This window comes from Pseudonocardia yunnanensis (assembly GCF_039534065.1).
Classification (GTDB): Bacteria; Actinomycetota; Actinomycetes; order Mycobacteriales; family Pseudonocardiaceae; genus Pseudonocardia; species Pseudonocardia yunnanensis.
Map to the genome: position 1 here is coordinate 248215 of NZ_BAAAUS010000059.1, position 20611 is coordinate 268825.

A 20611-nucleotide genomic window follows, 5' to 3' on the forward strand; every position below is an offset into this window, starting at 1 on the left:
ACCTATCACGACCGAGGACCGTTCATGCTGATCCGGCTGCTGCGCGAGCGGCTGCGTCCCTACACCCGCCCGTTGTTGCTGGTGGTGGTGCTGCAGCTGGTCGGGACGATGGCCTCGCTGTACCTGCCGAGCCTCAACGCGGACATCATCGACCAGGGCATCGCCCGCGGCGACACGTCCTACATCCTCGGCACCGGCGGCTGGATGCTGGTGATCACGCTCGTGCAGATCGCGTGCTCGGTCGCCGCCGTGTACGTCGGTGCGCGCACGGCCATGGGCTTCGGCCGGGACGTGCGCGCGGCGCTGTTCCACCGGGTGGGGGAGTTCTCGGCGCGCGAGGTCAACCGGTTCGGTGCGCCGTCGCTGATCACCCGGGGCACGAACGACGTGCAGCAGGTGCAGATGCTGGTGCTGCTGTCCTGCACGATGCTGGTGACGGCGCCGATCATGTGCTTCGGCGGGGTGGTCATGGCCCTGCAGGAGGACACGCAGCTGTCCTGGTTGATGCTGGTCTGTGTCCCGGTGCTGGTGGCGTCGATCGGCGTGGTGATCGTGCGGATGGTGCCGGGCTTCCGGAGCATGCAGACGCGCATCGACGACGTGAACCGGATCCTGCGGGAGCAGATCACCGGCATCCGGGTGGTGCGGGCGTTCGTCCGGGAGCCGGAGGAGACGGCGCGGTTCGGCCGGGCCAACGCCGAGCTGACGGACGTCGCCCTGCGGGTCGGGCGGTTGCAGGCGCGGATCTTCCCGATCGTCATGCTCGTGCTGAACGTCTCGAGCGTGGCCGTGCTGTGGTTCGGTGCGGGGCGGATCGACACAGGTCAGATGCAGGTCGGTGCGCTCACCGCGTTCCTCACCTACCTGACCCAGATCCTCATGGCCGTCATGATGGCCACGTTCATGACGATGATGATCCCGCGCGCGGCCGTCTGCGCGGAGCGCATCGTCGAGGTGCTCGACACCGAATCGTCGGTGGCACCGCCGCGCGAACCGGTCGTTCCGCGGGTCGCCACCGGTGTTCTCGAACTGCGCGGGGCCGGCTTCGCCTACCCGGGCGCGGCCGAGCCCGTGCTGCGCAACGTCACGTTCACGGCACGTCCCGGCACCACCACGGCGATCGTCGGGAGCACCGGCGCGGGCAAGACCACGCTGCTCGGGCTCGTCCCCCGCCTGTTCGACGCGACGAGCGGCGCGGTGCTCGTCGACGGCATCGACGTGCGCGACCTCGAACCGGAGCACCTCTGGAGCCGGGTGGGGATCGTGCCGCAGCGGCCGTACCTCTTCTCCGGCACCGTCGCGAGCAACCTCCGCTACGGCAACCCCGACGCCACCGACGAGCAGCTGTGGACGGCGTTGGAGGTGGCCCAGGCCGCAGAGTTCGTCCGGGCCATGCCCGCGGGCCTCGACGCCCCGATCGCGCAGGGCGGCACGAACGTCTCCGGCGGCCAGCGCCAGCGGCTCGCCATCGCCCGGCTGCTCGTGCGAGCACCACAGATCTATCTGTTCGACGACTCGTTCTCCGCGCTCGACCTCGCCACCGACGCCCGGCTCCGCGCGGCACTGCGACCCGTCACCGAGACGGCGACGGTGCTGGTGGTGGCACAGCGTGTGGCGAGCATCCGGGACGCCGACCAGATCGTCGTGCTCGACGACGGCGCGGTGGTCGGCATCGGCACCCACGACGAGCTGCTCGCCGCCAGCCCCACGTACGCGGAGATCGTGGCGTCCCAGTTCAGTGCGGAAGAGATCGGCGCGGAAGAGATCGGCCCAGAAGTGATCAGCGCAGAAGCGATCGGCGCAGCACGAGTCAGCGCGGAGGAAGTGGTATGACCAGGCCCAGCCCGTCCGCGACGCCCGTATCGGCGGGCGGGGGCGGCGACGACACCGGTCGCGCGGCGCGGGAGATGTCCGCGGCGCGCCGGGGCGGCGGCCCACCGTGGGCGTCCGCGGGGATGCCGGCCGAGAAGTCGATGGACTTCGGTCCGTCGGCGCGCCGGCTGATGGGCATGCTCGCCCCGGAGCGGGCGCTGGTGGCGCTCGTCGTGGCCCTCGGCATCATCAGTGTGACGCTCTCGGTGATCGGCCCGAAGATCCTCGGCCACGCCACCGACGTCATCTTCGCCGGGGTGATCGGGCAGCAGCTCACGCCCGGCACCACCACCGCGGAGGCGGCCGCCGCGGCGCGCGCCGCCGGCAACGAGACGTTCGCCAACGTCATCGAGGGCTCGTCCGTGGTGCCCGGGCAGGGCATCGACTTCGGGTTGCTCGGGCAGGTGCTGCTCGGCGTCATCGCGATCTATGTGGCCGCCTCGCTGTTCGGCTGGATGCAGAGCTACCTGCTGAACGGGATCGTGCAGCGCACGATCTTCTCGCTGCGCCGCGAGGTGGAGGACAAGCTCAACCGGCTGCCGCTGCGTTACTTCGACCGCCAGCAGCGGGGCGAGGTGCTGAGCCGCGTCACCAACGACATCGACAACATCTCCCAGACCCTCCAGCAGACGATGAGCCAGCTGCTGACCTCGGTGCTCACGGTGGTCGGCGTACTGGTGATGATGCTGGTGATCTCACCGCTGCTGGCGCTCGTCGCGCTGGTCACGATCCCGGTCTCGATGTACGTCACCAAGACGATCGCGAAGCGGTCGCAGAAGCAGTTCGTGGCGCAATGGCGCTATACCGGCGCGCTGAACGCGCACATCGAGGAGGCTTTCACCGGCCACGAACTGGTGCGGGTGTTCGGGCGGCGCCACGAGGTGGAGGCGGACTTCACGCAACGGAACGAGCGGCTGTTCGATGCGAGCTTCCGCGCGCAGTTCATCTCCGGGATCATCATGCCGTCGATGATGTTCATCGGGAACCTGAACTACGTGCTGGTGGCCGTCGTCGGCGGGCTGCGCGTGGCGTCGGGCTCGATGAGCCTCGGTGACGTCCAGGCCTTCATCCAGTACTCCCGGCAGTTCACCCAGCCGCTCACCCAGCTCGCGTCCATGGCCAACCTCCTGCAGTCGGGCGTGGCCTCGGCCGAGCGCGTGTTCGAGCTGCTCGACGCCGAGGAGCAGGTGCCCGACCCGACCTCGCCCGCCGTGCCGGTGACGCGGCGAGGACGGGTGGTCTTCGAGCACGTCTCGTTCCGCTACGAGCCCGACAAGCCCCTGATCGACGACCTCTCGCTCACGGCGGAGCCGGGGCAGACCGTTGCGATCGTCGGGCCCACCGGAGCGGGCAAGACCACGCTGGTGAACCTGATCATGCGGTTCTACGAGCTCGACTCCGGCCGGATCACCCTCGACGGCGTGGACACCGCCACGATGGACCGCGCCACGCTGCGCTCCGGGGTCGGCATGGTGCTGCAGGACACGTGGCTCTTCGGCGGCACGATCCGCGACAACATCGGTTACGGCAACCCGGCCGCGAGCGAGGAGCAGGTGCTCGCGGCCGCGCGCGCCACGTACGTCGACCGCTTCGTCCGCAGCCTGCCCGACGGCTACGACACCGTGATCGACGACGAGGGCAGCAACGTCAGTGCCGGTGAGAAGCAGCTGATCACGATCGCGCGGGCGTTTCTCGCCGACCCCACACTGCTCATCCTCGACGAGGCCACGAGCTCGGTGGACACCCGCACGGAGGTGCTGGTGCAGCGGGCGATGGCGGCGCTGCGGTCCGACCGCACCAGTTTCGTGATCGCCCACCGGCTCTCCACGATCCGGGACGCCGACCTGATCCTCGTGATGGAGTCGGGGCGGATCGTCGAGCAGGGCACGCACGACGAACTGCTCGCCGCGCGGGGGGCGTACCACAACCTGTACTCCGCCCAGTTCTCCGCCGCCGCGGCCGACGTGGAGTGAGCGCGCGGGCCGATCAGGCCGGGTAGAGGGCGGTCCGGACGAACGCCACGTTCTCGAGCGGCACCTCACGACCGGTGTCGTCGATGAATCCCACGTGCACGGGGCGGTCGCCGTCCACGGTGCGCCGCACGATGGTGGGGCCGAGCTCGTAGGGCCGGTGCTCGTCGCCCCACTGCTGCAGGGCGCCGAGCAGCAACTGGAGTTCGCGCCCGGCGGGTGTGAGGTGGTAGCTGTCGCGCACGCGCGCACCGGGCTCCCGATATGGCTGCTTCTCCAGCACACCGGCGTCGACCAGCGTCGCAAGCCGGTTGCTGAGCACGTCCGGGGCCACGCCCAGCTCGGAGCGGAAGTCGGCGAACCGCGTGGTGCCGGAGAGGGCCTCGCGCAGGATCAGGAACGTCCAGCGCTCGCCCAGCACCTCGAGCGAACGCGCGATCGAGCACATCCTGTCCTTCTCTGTCGCCGCCATGTGTTCAGTCTAACCCTGAGTTGCCACAGCCAACTCAGCTAGCTAGATTGGAAATTCCTACACAGCACGGCTCAAGCGGGAGAGACAGCATGGACATCCAGAACTCGGTCGCGGTCGTCACCGGTGCGAACCGGGGGCTCGGCCGGCACTTCGCCGCAGAGCTCGTGAAGCGAGGCGCGAAGGTCTACGCGGGGGCGAGAAACCCCAGCTCGATCGACCTGCCCGACGTGGTGCCGCTCCAGATCGACATCACCGACCCGCACTCGGTGGCGGCGGCAGCGGCCACGGCGAGCGACGCGACCCTCCTGATCAACAACGCCGGCATCGACACGCGCACCGACCTGCTCGACGGCGACTTCGACAACATCCGGCTGGAGATGGAGACGCACTTCTTCGGCACGCTGCGGGCCACGCGGGCCTTCGTGCCGGTCATCGAGGCCAACGGGGGCGGCGGCGTGGTCAACGTGCTGTCCGTGCTGTCCTGGATCCACATCGCACCGCACGAGGCGTACTCCACCGCCAAGGCCGCGAGCTGGGCGGCGACCAACGCGCTGCGCCTGCGGCTCGCGCCGAAGGGCATCCAGGTCACCGCGCTGCACGTCGGCTACCTGGACACCGACATGGCCGCAACAGTCGGCTCCCCGAAGGGTGACCCGGCGGTGGTGGCTGCCATCACGCTGGACGGCGTGCAGGCGGGTGCCCACGAGGTGCTCGCGGACGACCTCAGCAAGAACGTCCGTGCCGGGCTCTCGGCAGATCTGACGGCGCTCTACCCGCAGCTCACCGGGCCGCAGGCCTGATTCGCCCACACGGCCCGCGGTCGGTCACGCCCGCGGGCCGCGTGTCCCCAGCGATCCGCCCCGGCCACCGCCGGCCGGGGCGGTCGGCCCGGTTTCGCGCTGATCCCACGGGGAACTGTCGACGCAGGCCGGCCGTTGCGTCGGCACAGGGGCAACGACGCCAGGACCGGTCCCGGTGCTGCCGGGTTACGGTTGGCCAGGGGGCCATCGAGGGACACCTGACCTCGTGAGTGCTCCGCTCTCTCCGAGATCAGGCGTCTTCCTGACCACGTGAGGAGCTGAAGCGGTGCTCGATCTCGCGTCACCCACGGATCCCGTCTTCGTCCGGCTGTTGCTCCACTCGTACGAGCGGTTCGTCGGCACGCCCCTCGTCGACGGGGAGAACGCCGCCGCCTGGCTCTACGAGGACGCGCCGTTCGGCCTGCTGGCCCACGACGCGGATCCGGACCCCCGGTTCGTCTACGCGAACAGGACTGCGCAGGGCTGTTTCGAGTACGGCTGGACGGAGTTCACCGGGCTGCGTTCCCGGCTCTCCGCCGAACCGGACCGTCAGGACGACCGCAACCGGCTGCTCGCCGACGTCGAGTCGAACGGCTTCTCCACCGGGTACCGAGGGCTGCGGATCGCGAAGTCCCGGCGCCGGTTCTGGATCGAGGACGTGACGATGTGGAACCTCGTGGACGACGCAGGGCTACGAGTCGGGCAGGCGGCTGTCTTCCCCCGCTGGACGGACGCGACCGGCGCGCCTGCCGGCTGGGCCGAGGCAGAGCGGACGTGTTCGTAGGAACGCGGCAGCAGCCGTGAGGTTCGGGCTGGGCCTTCCACAGCGCAGCGATCGCTACGACATGCGCAACGACGTCGTGCACATCGCGCGCGGAGGGGAGCGTGCCGGCTATTCCAGCCTCTGGGCCTACGAGCGCGCCCTGTTCCCACTCACGCCCGCCGAGGGGCCGGGTGGCGGGACGCCAGGCCCGTGGCCCGACGGCTACCGCAGTTGCGCCGACCCGCTCACCGTCCTCGCGATCGCGTCGGCGGTGACCGAGACGGTGCGGCTGGGCACCAGCGTTCTGATCGCCCCGTTGCACCCCTCGCTGCACCTCGCCCGAGCGCTCGCCACCCTGCACGTCACCAGCGGCGGCAGGCTGATCGCCGGTCTGGGCGCAGGCTGGTCGAGCGACGAGTTCCGCGCCGCGGGCGCCGACTTCGCGCACCGGGGGCAGGCGCTCGACGAGACGATCGACGCCTGTCGCGCGCTCTGGGGGCCGGACCCGGTGAACTACCGCGACTCGCGCATGAACGTGCAGAACGCCCTCGTGGCGCCGAAGCCGGCGGCGCCGGTGCCGGTGCTGCTGGGCGGCAGGTACACGGAACGGGCGGCCGAGCGGATCGCCCGCAGGGCCGACGGCTGGCTGCCCGCCGGCACGCCCCCCGCGGTGATGGCGGAGGGCTGGAAGCGGATCCGGGATCGCGCGGCGGCGCACGGTCGCGACCCCGAGCGTCTCGAACTGATCCCGCGGGCGAACGTGATGCTCCACCCCGCGGAGCGCGGCGCGGGCCGTCAACCGTTTCACGGATCGCTGTCGCAGGTGGTGGACGACATCGCCGGGCTCGTCGAGGCGGGCGCCACCGAGATCCTCATCGACCTCACGTGGACGGCTCGGGGCGGCGAGGAACTCCTCGACCTGGCGTTGCAGGCCCTGGGCGAACTCCGGGCTGCGGGAATGGGCTGAGCAGCATTTACATGGTCGCTGCATGCACATGGTCGGTGCAACCACATGGTCGGTGTCACATGTGCCGCGCTGAACTACTCCGATCTACGACCCGTTCTCCGATGTGTGGCCGCGTCGCAGAGCACCGCTCATGCGGAGTCGTTCGTCCGTGCGTTGTACGAGGACGTCGCCGGCCCACTCTACGGCTATGTCGTGCGGCTCACCGGTGACAGAGCCCGAGCCGAGGAGGTAGTGCAGGAGACCTTCGTCCGTGCCTGGCGTCGGGCCCACCAGCTCAACCGGGGTCCCGACGAGCTGCGCGGCTGGCTCTTCACCACGGCTCGCAACCTTGTCACCGACCTCTGGCGCTCGGATGCCGCACGCCCCACCACCGTCTCCGACGAACGGGCCCTGGGCGCGGCTCCCGCTGTCGATGATGTCGAGAACGCCGTGCAGCGGTGGACGGTGGCCGACGCGCTCGATCGGCTGTCTCTCGACCACCGCGCGGTGCTCGTCGAGACGTACTACGAAGGACGGTCGGTTGCGGAGGCCGCGCAGCGGCTCGGCATCCCGCCCGGCACGGTCAAATCGCGCACGTACTATGCCCTGCGGGCCTTGCGGCTGGTGCTGGAGGAGATGGGGGTGCCGTCGTGAAGGACGGGTGCCGGAGAACCGACCTCGGCGCCTATCTCGTCGGCAGCCTCGATCCCGCCGAGCGGGCCGAGGTCGAGGGGCACCTCGTCACCTGCACCGACTGTCGTTCCGAGATGGCCGAGCTGGCGCCGCTCCCCGGAGTGCTGGGGCGCATCGACGCCACCGAGGCTCGCGACCGACTGCTGACACCGAGCCGCGATCTGCTCTCGCGGGCGCTCGCCGCCGTCGACGAACACGAGCGGACGGAGCGACACCGGTTGCTCCGCTGGAAGATGGCTGCAGCGGCCGCCGCTGTGGTGGCGGTCCTTGCCGGAGCGCTGCCCCAGCTGATCACGAACAGCGCGGACGGCACGCCGATGGCCGTCATGACCGGCGTCACCGCAGCGGGCATGGGCAGCATGCACCAGCGCGCCTGGGGCACCGCGGTGCACCTCGAGCTGACGGGGCTGCCGCCCGCGTCGGGCTACCGCGCCTACGCCACCGCCCGCGACGGGCGCACGGAGGTGGCGGCCAACTGGGGCGCCAGCCCCGATGGCCGGGCCACCGTCGTCGGCACCACGGCCATCCCGCGCAACGAGCTCGCCTCCATCGACATCCGCACCGTCGACGGGCGGCCGTTGCTGACGTTGCCCTGCTGAGCGTTCTACCGATCACCTGATCGGCCCACTGGGCGAGGCCGTGGCCGGGTACCTCCCTTTGTGGGTGTGATCGGGAGGATCGACGGCTATCAGCGACGACACCGCTGGCTCGGGGTGCCGCTCGCCGTCGTCTACAAGTTCGTCGACGACCAGGGCTCCTATCTTGCGGCCCTGATCACCTACTACGGGTTCCTGTCACTGTTCCCGCTGTTGCTGGTGATGTCGACGGTGCTCGGGTTCGTGCTGCCGGGTAACCCTGGCCTGCAGCAGCAGCTGATCCACAGTGCGCTGTCCCAGTTCCCGATCATCGGCGACCAGCTCACCAGCACCGCCCAGCCCCTGCGGGGGTCGGGCTTCGGGCTGGCGATCGGGATCGTGGTGTCGCTCTACGGCGGCCTCGGCGTGGCGGTGGCCGTGCAGAACGCGCTCAACCACGTGTGGGGTGTGCCGATCAACAAGCGGCCCGACCCGTTCCGCGCGCGCCTGCGCAGCCTGCTGATGCTCGTGCTGCTCGGCCTCGGTGTGCTGGTCACCACCGTGCTGTCGGCGTTGGCGGCCGGGGCGGGTGCCGTGGGGGAGGAGTTGGGGGTCGGGCTGCGCCTGTTGGCGATCGTGGTGTCCGTCGCGGCGATGTGCGGGCTGTTCGTGCTCGGCTTCCGTGCGCTGACGGTGCGGGACGTCAGCGTGCGCGAGGTGCTGCCAGGGGCGTTGCTGTCGGCGGTCGCCTGGCAGATCCTGCAGTCGATGGGCGCCTTCTTCGTCAGCCACGGGCTGATGGGCTCCACGCAGGTCTACGGGCTCTTCGGCATCGTGCTCGGGCTGATGGCCTGGATCTACATCGAGGCGGTGATCATCGTGCTGGCTGCCGAGCTCAACGCGGTGCTGGGCAGGCGGCTCTACCCGCGTTCGCTCCTCACCCCCTTCGTCGAGGACGTCGAGCTCACCCGTGCCGATCGTCGCAGCTACACCTCCTATGCCAGCACGCAGCGGTTCAAGGAGCAGCAGACGATCAACGTGCAGTTCGAGCCCCGCCAGGAGACCGAGAAACCCCCGATCACCGAGCCGGACGGCTAGATGATCGGCTCGTCCGTCAGACCAGCGGGCTGACATCGATCGATACGCCCAGCAGCGCCTGCCCGTACAACTGCGCATTGATCTCGGAGTGCCCGACGGCGTGGCGGCTCGCCACCTCGCAGTCGCGCCAGATCCGTTGCAGCGGCTCGGACTCGGCGAAGCTGGCGGCGCCGTGTGCCGAGACAAGCATGCCGATCGCCTCCCGTGCGTTGACGATCGAGGCCGCGATGTCCATGCGTACCCGGGCCCTGGCCCGCGCGTCCGGGACCACACCCAGGTGCGCCGCCTCGTCGACGTCTGCCGCCGCCCGATAGGCCAGCAGATGAGCGGTGTCGACGAGCGACGCGGCCTTCGCCACCGCGATCTGGGTGACGGCCGCCTCGCTCCGGTCGGTGAACCGGGTGTAGATGATCGGCTTGCCGGGCGCCTTGGTGACCACACGGTCGAGAGCCGCCTGGGCGAGGCCGAGGTGAGGTCCGGCCCGGACGATCGCCGTGGCGGGAAAGAACGGGGAACGGTAGAGGACCTCGTCGAGGAAGGGCGTGCCGAACTCGTTGCGAACCGCCTTCACGGCTGAGAGGAAACGGTGCTCGGGAACGAACACGTCCTCGGCCACCAGAGTGTTGCTCCCGGTGCCGCGCATTCCGGTGACGTGCCACGTGTCCTCGATCGTGAGATCGGACATCGGCATCAGCACCAGCCCCTGGTCCAGCACCTCGCCGGCGCCGTCCAGGATCTGGATGCCCCCGAGTCCCCATTGCGCGTGCAGACATCCGCTCGAGTACGCCCACTTTCCGGATATCCGGAACCCGCCGTCGACGACCTCGGTGCGCTCGGCCGGGGTCAGTGCGCCGGCGATGCGGTTGTCCGGGTTCTGCCCCCACACGTCCTTCTGTGCCTGCTCCGGCCACAATCCGGCGAGGTAGCTGCTCCCGTTCATGAGGCTCACCGCCCATGCGGTTGATCCGCACCCGCGCGCCAACTCCCTCGTCACCTCGAGCTTCGTGCGGAAGTCGGTTTGCAACCCGCCGAAGCGCCGTGGCTGCATGAGCCGGAAGATCCCGGCCTCCCGGATCGCGTCGATGCTCTCCTCCGGGATCCTCCGTTCCGCCTCGGTCCGTTCGGAGTTGGCGGCGAGGAGCGGAACGAGGCTGCGTGCCTGCTCGACGAGCGAAGCCCGGAGCGCCCGTTCCTCGTCGGTGCTGCTGGGGCGGTCGAGGATGTAATCCATCATGTGGTCTCCGGAATCGAGTGACTCGGGGCCATTCATGCTCTCGACTCTCCGGCAGCTCGCGCGGGCTGCCGTAGCACCGGCGATACCAGCTGGAGAACTGGCCATTCCGTCACATCCGGTGAAATGGTGTTCCGATCCCACCGGGATCCGGTTCCCCGGTTCGGAAGGGCTAGTCCTCGGCCCGGGCGTGCTCGAGGAAGAAGCGGACCATCTCGGCGGAGGCGTCCGGGCCGTCCGGGTCTGCGTACGAGCCTGCCGGGTCGCCACCGGACCAGGCATGGCCCAGGCCGTGTACGAGCCACGACTCCGCGAGGACCCTGTCGTCCTCGTCGCACACCACGGTCCGGGTGCTCGGCCGGCCTCCCGCCTCGACCTGCAGGGTGGTCGGGGTGGCGGCGGGCCGTGAGGTGGCGGCGAGGCGGGCCGCGACCAGTTGCTCGGCGTTGACCGGGTCGACGACGTTGTCGGCGTCGCCGTGGAAGACGATCAGCGGCAGATCGGCACCCGGATGAAGGGCGCCTCCGTGCTGCATCGCGGTGAACGCGGAGCCCACGTCCTCGGCTGCGCGGTACGCCACACCCGAGTGGACGCCGACGGCCGCGTAGAGGTCCGGGTACGTCGCAGCCATCACTGCGGACATGGCACCGCCTGCCGACATCCCGGCTACGTACACGCGACGCGGGTCGGCGCCGTACTCGTCGATGATCCGTTGGGTGATCCCGGCCAGGATCGACGGCTCGCCCGCACCGGCACGCTGGTCGGCAGCGGAGAACCAGTTCCAGTACCCGCCCTGGTTGGCCGCGCGAGACTGCTCCGGGTACGCAACGAGCATCTCGTGCCCTTCGGCGAGCCGGCTCATCCTCGTGCCGATCGCGAAGTCGGCGGCGTTCTGCGTCCCGCCGTGCAGCATCACCAGGAGCGGCGGTGGCCCTCCGGGGTGGCGCGAAGGGACGTAGAGATCGAAACTACGGGTGCCGGCCTCCTCGCTGTGGGACAGCTGCAGGGCCTGGACGCCGTCCGGCGGGCCGACCGTCGTCAGGATGCGCCGGATGGCGGCCGCCGCCTCTGCCGGTCGTCCCTGCATGGTCAGCTGTAGTGCCGAGGTGGGTCCGGCGTCGAGATCGTCCACGAAGTCCTCCTGGCCCGCACGGGGTCTGTGGTGGTCGGGAAACTGATCGCACTGATCAGCATGCCGAATTTCCGAGGTCGATCCGGCGGGGCGTCCGTGTTCTTGAGCACGTGCGACGCCGGAGGGTTCCTGACGTTCTCCGGGACTGCGCCGATCGGTGTAGTCGGGGCCGTGCTTCCGGTCGCTTTCCGCACCGAGGTTTCCGGCGTGATCCAGGTGGCTATCCGTATGCGCGGACGCTTGATTCGTACGCATTCGACCAACCCATCCGGCGATGACAGCGGATCTCCGCGAGGCAGAGCGAGGAGGTGCCGCGTGGCGGGTGGATCGAGGGCCCCGGGGAGCTCCGTGATCAGCAAGATCAGCGCGATCCTGCTCGCCATCTCCGAGGGCGGCGGGCCGACGCTGACGGAGATCGCCGCCCGGTCGGACCTGCCGCTCTCGACGGTGCACCGGCTGGTCACCGAGCTCACGGCGTGGCGTGTGCTGGAGCGCGACGGGGAGGGGCGCTACCGCGCCGGGTCTCCGCTGCGAACGTTCGGGGGTGGCTGCGCCTGCCAGGAACCCGACGACCCGGCGGGCGCCACCGCCGTGCGCGTCCGCGACCGGGCGGTGCCCGTCATCGAGGACCTGTTCCGCGCGACCGGTTCGCCGGTGCGGGTCGGCTTCCTCGACGGCCCCGCGGTGGCCTACGTGGAGAAGGCGGCAGGGCACCTGCCGGTGTCGTCGCCCTCACCGGCGGCACGGCTGCCGGTGCATGCGACGGCACTCGGCAAGGCGCTGCTCGCGTTCTCCTCGCCGCGCGTCGTCGACGCGCTCCTCGCGCAGGACCTGGTGCGGTACACGACCGCCACGGTGACGCGACCGGAACGGCTGCGGTGGAGCTTCCGCACGATCCGGGCCACCCGTATCGCGGTGTGCGACCGCGAGCTCGACCAGGACTGGTGCGCCGTCGCCACCCCGGCGTTCGGAGCGGGCGGAGACGTCGTGGTCGCCGTCGAGCTGCGGGTGCGCGACATCGCCCGTGACGTGCCGACGCTGCGGGCCCCGCTGGTCATGTCGGCGGGATGGCTCTCGCGCGAACTGGCTCAGTTCGCGCGGCCGTACCCCTCGAGACCGACGCCGGTCGAGCGGGGATCCGCTTGATCGCAGGTCGCGTGCGGCCTGCGCCTGTGCGAGTCTGCGGACGGAAGGGACAAGGCAGGCACGGAGCAGAGGAGGCACGAGCATGACCACACCCGACGGTGGCGACAATCTCGAGGCCGCCACGCAACGCGTCCGGGAGCTCGGCGAGCAGGTTGCTCAGCACGCGAAGCAGAACGGGCTCGCCTGGGTGGAGGCGTACGAGCAGATGCTCAAGAACTTCCTGGACCTGGAGGAGCAGGCGGCCAAGTCCAGTGGCGCGGAGTGGGCGACCACGTTGGCCACGGCTCACGCGAACTTCGTGCGTGACACCTCCGAGGCGTTCGTCAAGACCGTCCGGCAGCAGCTCGGGTCCTGACGCCGAGGCAGAAGCGACGGCCGAGCGCACCGTCACGGAGATCACTGCCGTCGTCGCGCCGCTGCGTGTGCCGTTCGCCTGCAGGCTCGTCGCGCCCGTCCCGGTCGAGGTCAGGGGCTGTCCGGGAGAGCGCCGGGCCGGCTTCCGGGTGTCCTCGCGAGTCAGCGAGATCACTGCGAGTCGAGCTCCAGGGTGCACGCCGCCGGGGCCGGTCTCGCGAGGTCAGGAACTCGCCGGGGGTGTATTCGCGGGGTCGGCGACGTCGCTCTCCGGGGGCTCCGGCGGGCGCACCGGGCGCCGCTGCGAGGGCTGGCCCGGGTTCCCGGCCAGCGGGAGGATGTCCCGCAGGGGAAACGCGGACACGAGGATGGGCACATGGCCGAAGAACTGCCCGACACCGTTGCCGAGCACGCCGCGAGCGTCCTGGGGCCGGAGTCCGAACTGTTCGAGGACCTGGACGCCGCAGGCTTGGGAGAGGCGCTGACCCACGCGGTCCGCGCGAGCCTTTTCAACCCGGGAGACACCGCGCTGGCCGCGATCCGGCTAGCCACGGACCTGGCGCGTATTCCGTTGATCGCCGCCACTCGCTGGGTCGGGGGCGAGGCGGAGCCACCGCTACCGATCGACCCGAAGGACCGCAGATTCGCCGACCCTGCCTGGGACACCAACCCGGTGTTCTACGCGGTCCGGCAGGCCTACCTCGCGTCGTGCCGCTTCGCGCGCGACGTGGTGGGCTCGGCGGAGCTGGAGGCAGAGGCGACACGCAAGGCCGCGCTCGCTCTGGACCTGGTGCTGGACGCGATCGCCCCGACGAACTTCCTCATGACGAACCCGGCCGCCCTCAAGCGCGCGTTCGACACGGCAGGCGGGAGCGTCGCCAAGGGCGTGCACAACTTCCTCGACGACCTGGTGCACAACGCCGGCAGGCCGCGTCAGGTGGACACCAGCGGGTTCGAGCTGGGCCGCAACCTGGCCTGCACACCGGCGAAGGTCGTCTATCGCAACGAGCTCATGGAGCTTCTGCAGTACGAGCCGCGCACCCAGCAGGTGCACGCCACGCCGATGCTGTGCAGCCCGCCGTGGATCAACAAGTACTACGTGATGGACCTGTCGCCCGACCGCAGCTTCGTGCAGTGGGCGGTGGATCACGGGCGCACGGTCTTCGTGATCAGCTACAAGAACCCGTCCAAGGACATGGCCGACACCACCATGGACGACTACCTGGTCAACGGCCCGCAGAAGGCCGTCGACGTCATCCAGGAGATCACCGGAGCCGATACCGTCGACATCGTCGGGCTCTGCCTCGGCGGCGCTCTGACGGGCATCACGGCGGCCTACCTGCAGCAGTCGGGCGACACCCGGATCGGCACGCTGACCCTGCTCAACACGATGCTCGACTACGCCGAGCCGGGCGCGCTGGGCAACTTCACCGACGAGCACACCGTGGAGAAGCTCGAGAAGAAGATGCGCCGCGAGGGCACCCTGGAAGGCAAGTCGATGGCCGGCACGTTCGACGTGCTGCGTGCCAACGACCTGATCTTCAACTACGTGGTGTCCAACTGGCTGCTGGGCCAGAATCCGCCCGCGTTCGACATCCTCGCCTGGAACGCCGACAGCACGCGCATGCCGGCCGCGATGCACACGTTCTACCTGCGCAACTTCTACATCGAGAACAAGCTCGCCGCAGGGAAGCTCAAGATCGCCGGAAAGACCATCGATCTGAACGTGATCAAGTCACCGACCTACGTCGTCAGTGCGATCAACGACCACATCGTGCCCTGGAAGTCGGCGTACAAGACCGTGGGCCTCGTGAGTGGCCCGGTGCGGTTCGTGCTCAGCAGCGGCGGCCACATCGCCGGGATCGTGAGCCCTCCGGGGCCCAAGGTCTGGCACATGGTCTCCGACTCCGAGCAGTTGCCCGTCACGGCGGAGGGGTGGCAGGACGGCGCCGAGCGTCACAGCGGCTCCTGGTGGGAGGACTGGACCCGCTGGTCGGAGGACACCTCGGGGCCGCTGCAGGACCCGCCGCGGATGGGCAGCACGGCCCACCCGGTGCTGGGCGACGGGCCGGGGGAGTACGTCCGGACCTGAACCCGGGGGCTCACGAACCCGGCTGCGGTCCACCGGGAGTGAGGACGGCCGGCCGGCTCTCCGGAGGGAGCGGCGTGTCGAGCAGATGCGCGGTCTCGTGCCAGGGAGCGGGGCGGCCGTAGAGCCACCCCTGTGCCGTGTCGCATGCGCTCGCCCGGAGCCGGTCGGCCTGCGCGGGGGTCTCCACGCCTTCCGCCGTGACGGAGAGCCCGAGAGCGTGGGCGAGGGCGATGAGACTGCCGACGATGGGGCTCGCGTCCGCCGACGGGGTGTGCAGGCCGTCGATGAACATGCGCGCGAGCTTCAAGGTGTGCAGGGGGAGCCGCGGGAGATATCCCAGGTTGGAGTAGCCGGTGCCGAAGTCGTCCACGGCGATCCGCACTCCCGCGCCGGCCAGTGCCGTGATCGCCTCGACGGGGCGGCCTGCCGGGCCGAGCAGGGCGCTCTCGGTGAGCTCGAGCTGCAACAGGTGGGGCGAGAGCCCGGTGGTCTCCAGAGCGCGCGTGACGTCGTCGACGAGGTCGGGGTCGTGCGCCTGGCGGACAGCGAGGTTGACGCTGACGAAGAGCTCGGCACCGGGATGCGCGGAGTTCCACTCCGCGCCGCGCTCGCAGGCCGACGTCAGCACGTGGCGTCCGAGTTGGACGATGGAGCCCGTCTCCTCGGCGAGGTGGATGAACTGGTCGGGGCTGAGCGGCCCGAACGTGGGGTGCACCCAGCGGACGAGCGCCTCCACGCCGACCGCCCGGCCGTCGGAGAGCCCGACGATCGGCTGGTACTCCACCCGGAACTCATTGCGTTCGAGGCCGGGGAGCAGGGTGGCCGACAGGGTGTAGCGGGTCATGTCGCGGGCATGGCGCTCCGGGTCGAAGCGGACCCACCGGTCGCGCCCGTCGGACTTGGCCCAGTACAGCGTGACGTCCGCGGCCTTCAGGATCTCCGCGGGCGTGGTCTCCTCCACCGGGCACTCGACCACCCCGATGCTGGCCGAGACGACGAGACGGTGCTCGTCGATGAGGATCGGATCGGTGAGGACGGCGAGCACGGTGTCGGCGAGCAGCGCCAACTCGCCCTCGGGCGGATCGTCGACGAGGATCGCGAACTCGTCGCCGCCCATCCTGGCGACCAGGTGGCCCCGGGTGGCCACCCACTTGTCCAGCAGGCGGGCCACCGCGATCAGGAGCGCGTCGCCGACGTCGTGCCCGAAACGGTCGTTGACGGCCTTGAACCGGTCGAGGTCGAGATGGCAGATCCCGACCCGGCGACCCGGTTGCGCGAATGCGGCGCTGAGCCGGTCCTGGAAGAGGGCACGGTTGGGCAGCAGGGTCAGGGGGTCGTGCAGCGCCTGTCGCCGCAGTCGTTCCCGTAGCTCGCGAAGGGCGGTGACGTCCTCGACCAGCGCGACGATGAACACGGGCACACCGTCGGCGTCGCGGATGGGCGAGGCCGTGAGGTCGGTCCACACCACGTGCCCCTCGCGGTGCCGGTAGCGCTTTTCGACCCGCGCGCTGTCGCGTCTGCCCTCGGTGATGTCGCGGTAGAGCTCCCACATCTGCGCCGCGTCGTCGGCGTAGACGAAGTCGCCCACCGTGAGCAGGCGGAACTCCTCGACCGTGTAGCCGAGCATCGAGGCGAAAGCCGTGTTGACGTCGACGATCCGGCCTTCCATGTCGACGATGCCGATCCCGATGCCCGCGTTGGCGAAGATGGCGCGGAAGCGGGCCTCGCTCGAACGCAGCGCGCCCTCCATCTCGCGGCGCGCCGCGACCTCCGTGCGATGCATCGACTCCTGCTCGTCGAGGATCCGTGCCCGCAGCCGTGCGACGTAGCCGTCGGCGACCGCCGCCTCCACGGTGGGCGCGGTCTCGTGCGGCCGGTCGGCCCCCGCCGACCGCGCTGCCGTGGGCAGGTTGCGGGCCAGGGCGCTCACCGTGATCGGCAGGACGTCCGGAGCGAGCAGTCCCGCGTCCACCATGGACGCACCCACCTGACGTGCGGTGTCGACGTCCACCGGGTCGACGGCCGCGGCGCGTGCCACCTGGGATGCGGCGCGGACGAGGAAATGGTGCAGTTCCTCGCCGGACAGTGGGAGAGCTGCCAACCGTGCGAGATCGCCGGCCCAGGACGCCACCAGAGCGGTGACATCCGGCCCGGATCGGGAAAGCTCGTGACCGCCGGTCATCGATCAGAGGATACGGGCCAAATGCTGCATACCGGGCCGTCCGATATGAACATGCTGTTTCCGTCGGAGGGTCTACGCCATCGTGTTCACCCTGTCGGGTGGCGCGGCCGGGGCGATCGGGAAAAGTGATCCGAAATTGTGCGGATGGCGCCGGCTCCGGCATCCGTCGACGGGGCAGGGAGGCCGTGATCGAGAGTGCCACGCGCGCTCTCGCAAGGCTGCTCTCAGCCGGTCGTGACCTTTTCCCGGACCGTCCCACGGAATAGGGTGATCGGAACCCAGGGGTCGGGAAGCCGTGGATTCTCCCGTTCCGGCCGCCGTGCGCGTCTCGGAGTGGAGGGTGCGTCGTGACTGATGTAGCCGATGCAACTCGTGACGAGAAGACGTTCTTCGGCCAGCCGCGGGTTCTCGCGAACCTGTTCGGCGTCGAGATGTGGGAGCGCTTCTCCTTCTACGGGATGCAGGGAATCCTGCTCATCTACCTCTACTACTCCACGGCCGAGGGTGGCCTGGGGATCAACCAGACGACGGCCACGAGCATCGTCGGCGCCTACGGCGGTCTGGTGTACCTGTCCACCATTCTCGGCGCCTGGCTCGCCGACCGGGTCCTGAGCGCCGAACGGACGCTCTTCTACAGCGCGATCGTGGTGATGGCCGGGCACATCGCACTGGCGCTGCTGCCCGGGCTGCTGGGCGTGGGGGTCGGCCTGGTGCTGGTCGCCGTCGGCAGTGGAGGGGTGAAGGCCACGGCCACCTCCCTGGTCGGCACGCTGTACGCGCCGGGCGACCCACGGCGGGACGCCGGCTTCTCCCTCTACTACCTCGGTATCAACCTGGGCGCGCTGGTCGGGCCCATCCTCACCGGACTGTTGCAGACGAGCCTCGGCTTCCACTGGGGGTTCGGGCTCGCGGCCGTCGGCATGGGGATCGGCCTCATCCAGTACACGATCGGCCGCAAGCGCCTGGTCGGAGCGGCCCGGATCGTGCCGAACCCGCTGCCCCCTTCCCGGCGGCCACTGATGGTGGCGGTGGCCGTCGCCGCCGTCATCGTGATCACCGTGCTGGCCTTCGGCGGAGTGCTCACCGCCGACCGGCTCGCCAACGTCGTGGTGGCGCTGAGCGCGGTGGCGACGGTCGTCTACTTCGTGGTGATCCTGCGCAGCAGCCGGATCACCACGGTGGAGCGGCGACGGGTGCTCGCCTTCATCCCGATGTTCATCGCCAGCGCGGCGTTCTGGTCGCTCTACCAGCAGCAGTTCACCGTGGTGACGATCTACTCGGACCAGCAGTTGAACCGGAACATCTTCGGCTGGGAGATGCCGGTCTCCTTCGTGCAGTCCATCAACCCCATCTTCATCATTCTGCTGTCCGGCGCGTTCGCCGCGCTGTGGACGAAGCTCGGCACCCGGCAGCCGTCGAGCCCGATCAAGTTCGCCCTGGGCACGGCCATCATGGGCGTGGCGTTCCTGCTGTTCCTGCCGATGGCGGGCGACGCCCCGGGCACCGCCCCGTTGCTGGGGCTGATCGGCATCCTGTTCGTCTTCACGATCGCCGAACTGCTGCTGTCGCCGGTGGGTCTGTCGTTGTCCACCAAGCTGGCTCCGGCGGCGTTCCGCACGCAGATGGTGGCCCTGTTCTTCCTGTCGATCGCGCTCGGCACCGCCATGTCCGGGGTGCTGGCCGAGTTCTACAGCCCGACCCGCGAGGCCGTGTACTTCGGCGTCCTCGGGATCATCGGGATCGCGCTGGGTGCCGTCCTCGCGGCGATCAGCCCGTTCCTGCGCCGCCTGATGGGCGGGGTGACCTAGGGCGATCAGCCCTCGCCGACCTCGGCCTCGATGTTGTCGAAGACCCGGTTGTCGGCCACGTACTCGGCGGGGGCGCTCCTCGACATCACACCTGTGCGGTTGCCGAAGATGGTGTTTCCGGCGAGGTCGAAGACGCCGTTGCTGTCGATGTAGACGCCGTGGCGCACATTCTCACCGATCACGTTCCCGCGCACGGTGGTGTGCGTGGCCTCGCTGACCAGCCGGACCCCGTCCTGCTGGTTGCCGCGGATCTGGTTGTTCTCGACGAGGGTGGCCTCGGCGGTCTGGCCGACGCCGACACCCGATTCCCTGTTGTCGTAGACGTGGTTGCCGCGGACGACGTTCTCGACCGACGCGTTGATGTTGATGCCTTGGGCGGCGTTGGCGAAGGAGTGGTTCCCTTCGACCAGGTTCCGGTCGGAGCGCAGGTAGAGCACGATTCCGTGGTGTTCATTGCCGTAGACGATATTGTCCCGGATGACGCTGTCGGTGCAGTCCTCGGCCAGGATGATTCCGTGCTTGCCGTTGTGGTGCACCACGTTGCGCTCGATGAGCAGGCGATGTGAATCGGTGTGCGGGTCGATGCCGTAGAGCACGTTGTCGTGGAACTCGTTGTCCTGCACCACCAGCCCGCTCGCCTCGTAGGTGTAGAGCCCGTAGAACAGATGGGAGACGAGACTGGTGGTGATCCCACCGGTGGTGCTTCCGGTGCGCCAGGACAGGCCGTAGGACTCGACCTCCCCGTAGCCGAGGTAGCGCAGCTCCGCGTGCCGGATCACCATCCGCGCGCTGCTGCGGGCGAGGAGGAAGCTGCGCCCGTCGACGTGGTCGCTGTCGACCTGCCCCCGCCCTTCGTCCCAGGACGTGATGCAGGAGCCGTCGACGTCCAGGCTCCCGCCGGTCGCCGTGACGCTCACGAAACCGTTGGGGCTGCTGCTGAGCTTCAGCCAGCGCACGTCGGGTGCGGCGATCTGCAGTGAGGCACCGGCGAGCACTTGGAGGTTCGCCGCGAGGAGCCACTCACCGGGTGCGACCTCCCGGAGTGCCGCGGGCGTGCCGATGGCGCGGCCGAGGGCCGGGAGGGTGATCCCCTCGCCTGCGGAGACCACGATCGTGTTGGACGCGGCGTCGAAGCTCGCACGCATGCCTGCTTGTGCCGTCCGGTCGTCCGCAGCCACCGGCGGTGCCTCACGGGTGCAGGGCCGTGCGGGGTCGATCACCGGCCTCGGCGGCGCCCCGTGACGCACCAGGGGGTCGGGTGGAGTGGCGCAGGCGCTCCCCAGCAGCAGGAATACGGCAACGAGGAACAGGGCCCGGATCTGCGCCGCCGAGATCATGGTTTCGCTCCACATTCGGTGTCGTCGGTCGGTCGGGTGTCGGGTGCCGGTTTGCCCGTGGCCGGTGTGTCGGGCGGTGGGGTGTTGGTGGTGAGGGTGAAGTCGGTGAAGTCGGTGTGTTGGTCGGTGGGGGTGGCCCA

The 20611-nt window shown here is 69.7% G+C and carries 17 protein-coding genes; 12 read left to right on the forward strand and 5 right to left on the reverse strand.

Features of this window, described 5'->3' with window-relative positions; all coding sequences use genetic code 11:
- Positions 1-24: 24 nt before the first annotated feature.
- Positions 25-1833 carry an ABC transporter ATP-binding protein gene (locus ABD743_RS40290; protein WP_344729313.1) on the forward strand — a complete coding sequence of 603 codons (1809 nt, stop codon included), beginning with the start codon at positions 25-27 and terminating at the stop codon, positions 1831-1833.
- A complete protein-coding gene (locus tag ABD743_RS40295; RefSeq protein ID WP_379658956.1) occupies positions 1830-3845 on the forward strand; it encodes an ABC transporter ATP-binding protein in 2016 nt (671 codons plus the stop codon). Before ABD743_RS40290 ends, ABD743_RS40295 begins: the two co-directional genes overlap by 4 nt.
- Positions 3846-3858: 13 nt before the next feature.
- Here the strand turns inward: ABD743_RS40295 and ABD743_RS40300 are convergent, their stop codons facing one another.
- A complete protein-coding gene (locus tag ABD743_RS40300) occupies positions 3859-4314 on the reverse strand; it encodes a winged helix-turn-helix transcriptional regulator (RefSeq protein WP_344729316.1) in 456 nt (151 codons plus the stop codon).
- 89 nt (positions 4315-4403) lie between these two features.
- On the opposite strand from ABD743_RS40300, the gene ABD743_RS40305 reads away from it, so the two are divergent.
- The 6 genes from ABD743_RS40305 to ABD743_RS40330 all read left to right on the forward strand — a co-directional run bounded on the left by ABD743_RS40305 (position 4404) and on the right by ABD743_RS40330 (position 9189).
- The gene (locus ABD743_RS40305) at positions 4404-5114 is read left to right on the forward strand and encodes an SDR family oxidoreductase (RefSeq protein WP_344729318.1); all 711 of its coding nucleotides are present in this window, start codon (positions 4404-4406) and stop codon (positions 5112-5114) included.
- 286 nt (positions 5115-5400) lie between these two features.
- Positions 5401-5898 carry an MEKHLA domain-containing protein gene (locus tag ABD743_RS40310; protein ID WP_344729321.1) on the forward strand — a complete coding sequence of 166 codons (498 nt, stop codon included), beginning with the start codon at positions 5401-5403 and terminating at the stop codon, positions 5896-5898.
- 16 nt (positions 5899-5914) lie between these two features.
- A complete protein-coding gene (locus tag ABD743_RS40315) occupies positions 5915-6844 on the forward strand; it encodes a TIGR03619 family F420-dependent LLM class oxidoreductase (protein ID WP_344729323.1) in 930 nt (309 codons plus the stop codon).
- A gap of 105 nt (positions 6845-6949) precedes the next feature.
- Entirely contained in the window at positions 6950-7477 is a 528-nt protein-coding gene (locus ABD743_RS40320) for a sigma-70 family RNA polymerase sigma factor (protein ID WP_344729325.1), read from the forward strand.
- Positions 7474-8115, forward strand: a complete 642-nt coding sequence (locus ABD743_RS40325) for an anti-sigma factor family protein (RefSeq protein WP_344729326.1) — start codon at positions 7474-7476, stop codon at positions 8113-8115. Before ABD743_RS40320 ends, ABD743_RS40325 begins: the two co-directional genes overlap by 4 nt.
- Positions 8116-8181: 66 nt before the next feature.
- Entirely contained in the window at positions 8182-9189 is a 1008-nt protein-coding gene (locus ABD743_RS40330; protein WP_344729327.1) for a YihY/virulence factor BrkB family protein, read from the forward strand.
- A 16-nt stretch (positions 9190-9205) separates the two neighbouring features.
- Here ABD743_RS40330 and ABD743_RS40335 read toward each other — a convergent pair whose 3' ends face one another.
- The gene (locus tag ABD743_RS40335; protein WP_344729328.1) at positions 9206-10423 is read right to left on the reverse strand and encodes an acyl-CoA dehydrogenase family protein; all 1218 of its coding nucleotides are present in this window, start codon (positions 10421-10423) and stop codon (positions 9206-9208) included.
- Between the two features lie 169 nt (positions 10424-10592).
- Complete coding sequence (locus ABD743_RS40340) at positions 10593-11552, reverse strand: extracellular catalytic domain type 1 short-chain-length polyhydroxyalkanoate depolymerase (RefSeq protein WP_344729329.1); 960 nt, start codon at positions 11550-11552, stop codon at positions 10593-10595.
- A 348-nt stretch (positions 11553-11900) separates the two neighbouring features.
- On the opposite strand from ABD743_RS40340, the gene ABD743_RS40345 reads away from it, so the two are divergent.
- The 3 genes from ABD743_RS40345 to ABD743_RS40355 all read left to right on the forward strand — a co-directional run bounded on the left by ABD743_RS40345 (position 11901) and on the right by ABD743_RS40355 (position 15144).
- On the forward strand, positions 11901-12698 hold the full coding sequence (locus ABD743_RS40345) for an IclR family transcriptional regulator (RefSeq protein WP_344729330.1): 798 nt from the start codon (positions 11901-11903) through the stop codon (positions 12696-12698).
- A gap of 82 nt (positions 12699-12780) precedes the next feature.
- The gene (locus tag ABD743_RS40350) at positions 12781-13053 is read left to right on the forward strand and encodes a hypothetical protein (protein ID WP_344729331.1); all 273 of its coding nucleotides are present in this window, start codon (positions 12781-12783) and stop codon (positions 13051-13053) included.
- A gap of 375 nt (positions 13054-13428) precedes the next feature.
- Positions 13429-15144: a PHA/PHB synthase family protein gene (locus tag ABD743_RS40355; RefSeq protein WP_344729332.1), complete on the forward strand. Its 1716-nt coding sequence runs from the start codon at positions 13429-13431 to the stop codon at positions 15142-15144.
- A gap of 10 nt (positions 15145-15154) precedes the next feature.
- On the opposite strand, the gene ABD743_RS40360 is transcribed toward ABD743_RS40355, so the two are convergent.
- The gene (locus ABD743_RS40360; protein WP_344729333.1) at positions 15155-17326 is read right to left on the reverse strand and encodes a putative bifunctional diguanylate cyclase/phosphodiesterase; all 2172 of its coding nucleotides are present in this window, start codon (positions 17324-17326) and stop codon (positions 15155-15157) included.
- Between the two features lie 347 nt (positions 17327-17673).
- Between ABD743_RS40360 and ABD743_RS40365 the strand changes: the two genes are divergently transcribed.
- Positions 17674-19134 (forward strand): peptide MFS transporter, encoded by a 1461-nt coding sequence (locus ABD743_RS40365; RefSeq protein WP_344729334.1) that lies wholly within the window; start codon positions 17674-17676, stop codon positions 19132-19134.
- A 5-nt stretch (positions 19135-19139) separates the two neighbouring features.
- Here the strand turns inward: ABD743_RS40365 and ABD743_RS40370 are convergent, their stop codons facing one another.
- Positions 19140-20471, reverse strand: a complete 1332-nt coding sequence (locus tag ABD743_RS40370) for a right-handed parallel beta-helix repeat-containing protein (RefSeq protein ID WP_344729335.1) — start codon at positions 20469-20471, stop codon at positions 19140-19142.
- Positions 20472-20611: the final 140 nt, after the last annotated feature.

What these genes read in the sequence shown, in the direction of transcription:
- ABD743_RS40290 (WP_344729313.1), top strand. Translation starts at nt 25, where the DNA reads ATGCTGATCCGGCTGCTGCGCGAGCGGCTGCGTCCCTACACCCGCCCG.
- ABD743_RS40295 (WP_379658956.1), top strand. Translation starts at nt 1,830, where the DNA reads ATGACCAGGCCCAGCCCGTCCGCGACGCCCGTATCGGCGGGCGGGGGC.
- ABD743_RS40300 (WP_344729316.1), bottom strand. Translation starts at nt 4,314, where the DNA reads ATGGCGGCGACAGAGAAGGACAGGATGTGCTCGATCGCGCGTTCGCTC.
- ABD743_RS40305 (WP_344729318.1), top strand. Translation starts at nt 4,404, where the DNA reads ATGGACATCCAGAACTCGGTCGCGGTCGTCACCGGTGCGAACCGGGGG.
- ABD743_RS40335 (WP_344729328.1), bottom strand. Translation starts at nt 10,423, where the DNA reads ATGATGGATTACATCCTCGACCGCCCCAGCAGCACCGACGAGGAACGG.
- ABD743_RS40350 (WP_344729331.1), top strand. Translation starts at nt 12,781, where the DNA reads ATGACCACACCCGACGGTGGCGACAATCTCGAGGCCGCCACGCAACGC.
- ABD743_RS40355 (WP_344729332.1), top strand. Translation starts at nt 13,429, where the DNA reads ATGGCCGAAGAACTGCCCGACACCGTTGCCGAGCACGCCGCGAGCGTC.
- ABD743_RS40360 (WP_344729333.1), bottom strand. Translation starts at nt 17,326, where the DNA reads ATGACCGGCGGTCACGAGCTTTCCCGATCCGGGCCGGATGTCACCGCT.
- ABD743_RS40370 (WP_344729335.1), bottom strand. Translation starts at nt 20,471, where the DNA reads ATGATCTCGGCGGCGCAGATCCGGGCCCTGTTCCTCGTTGCCGTATTC.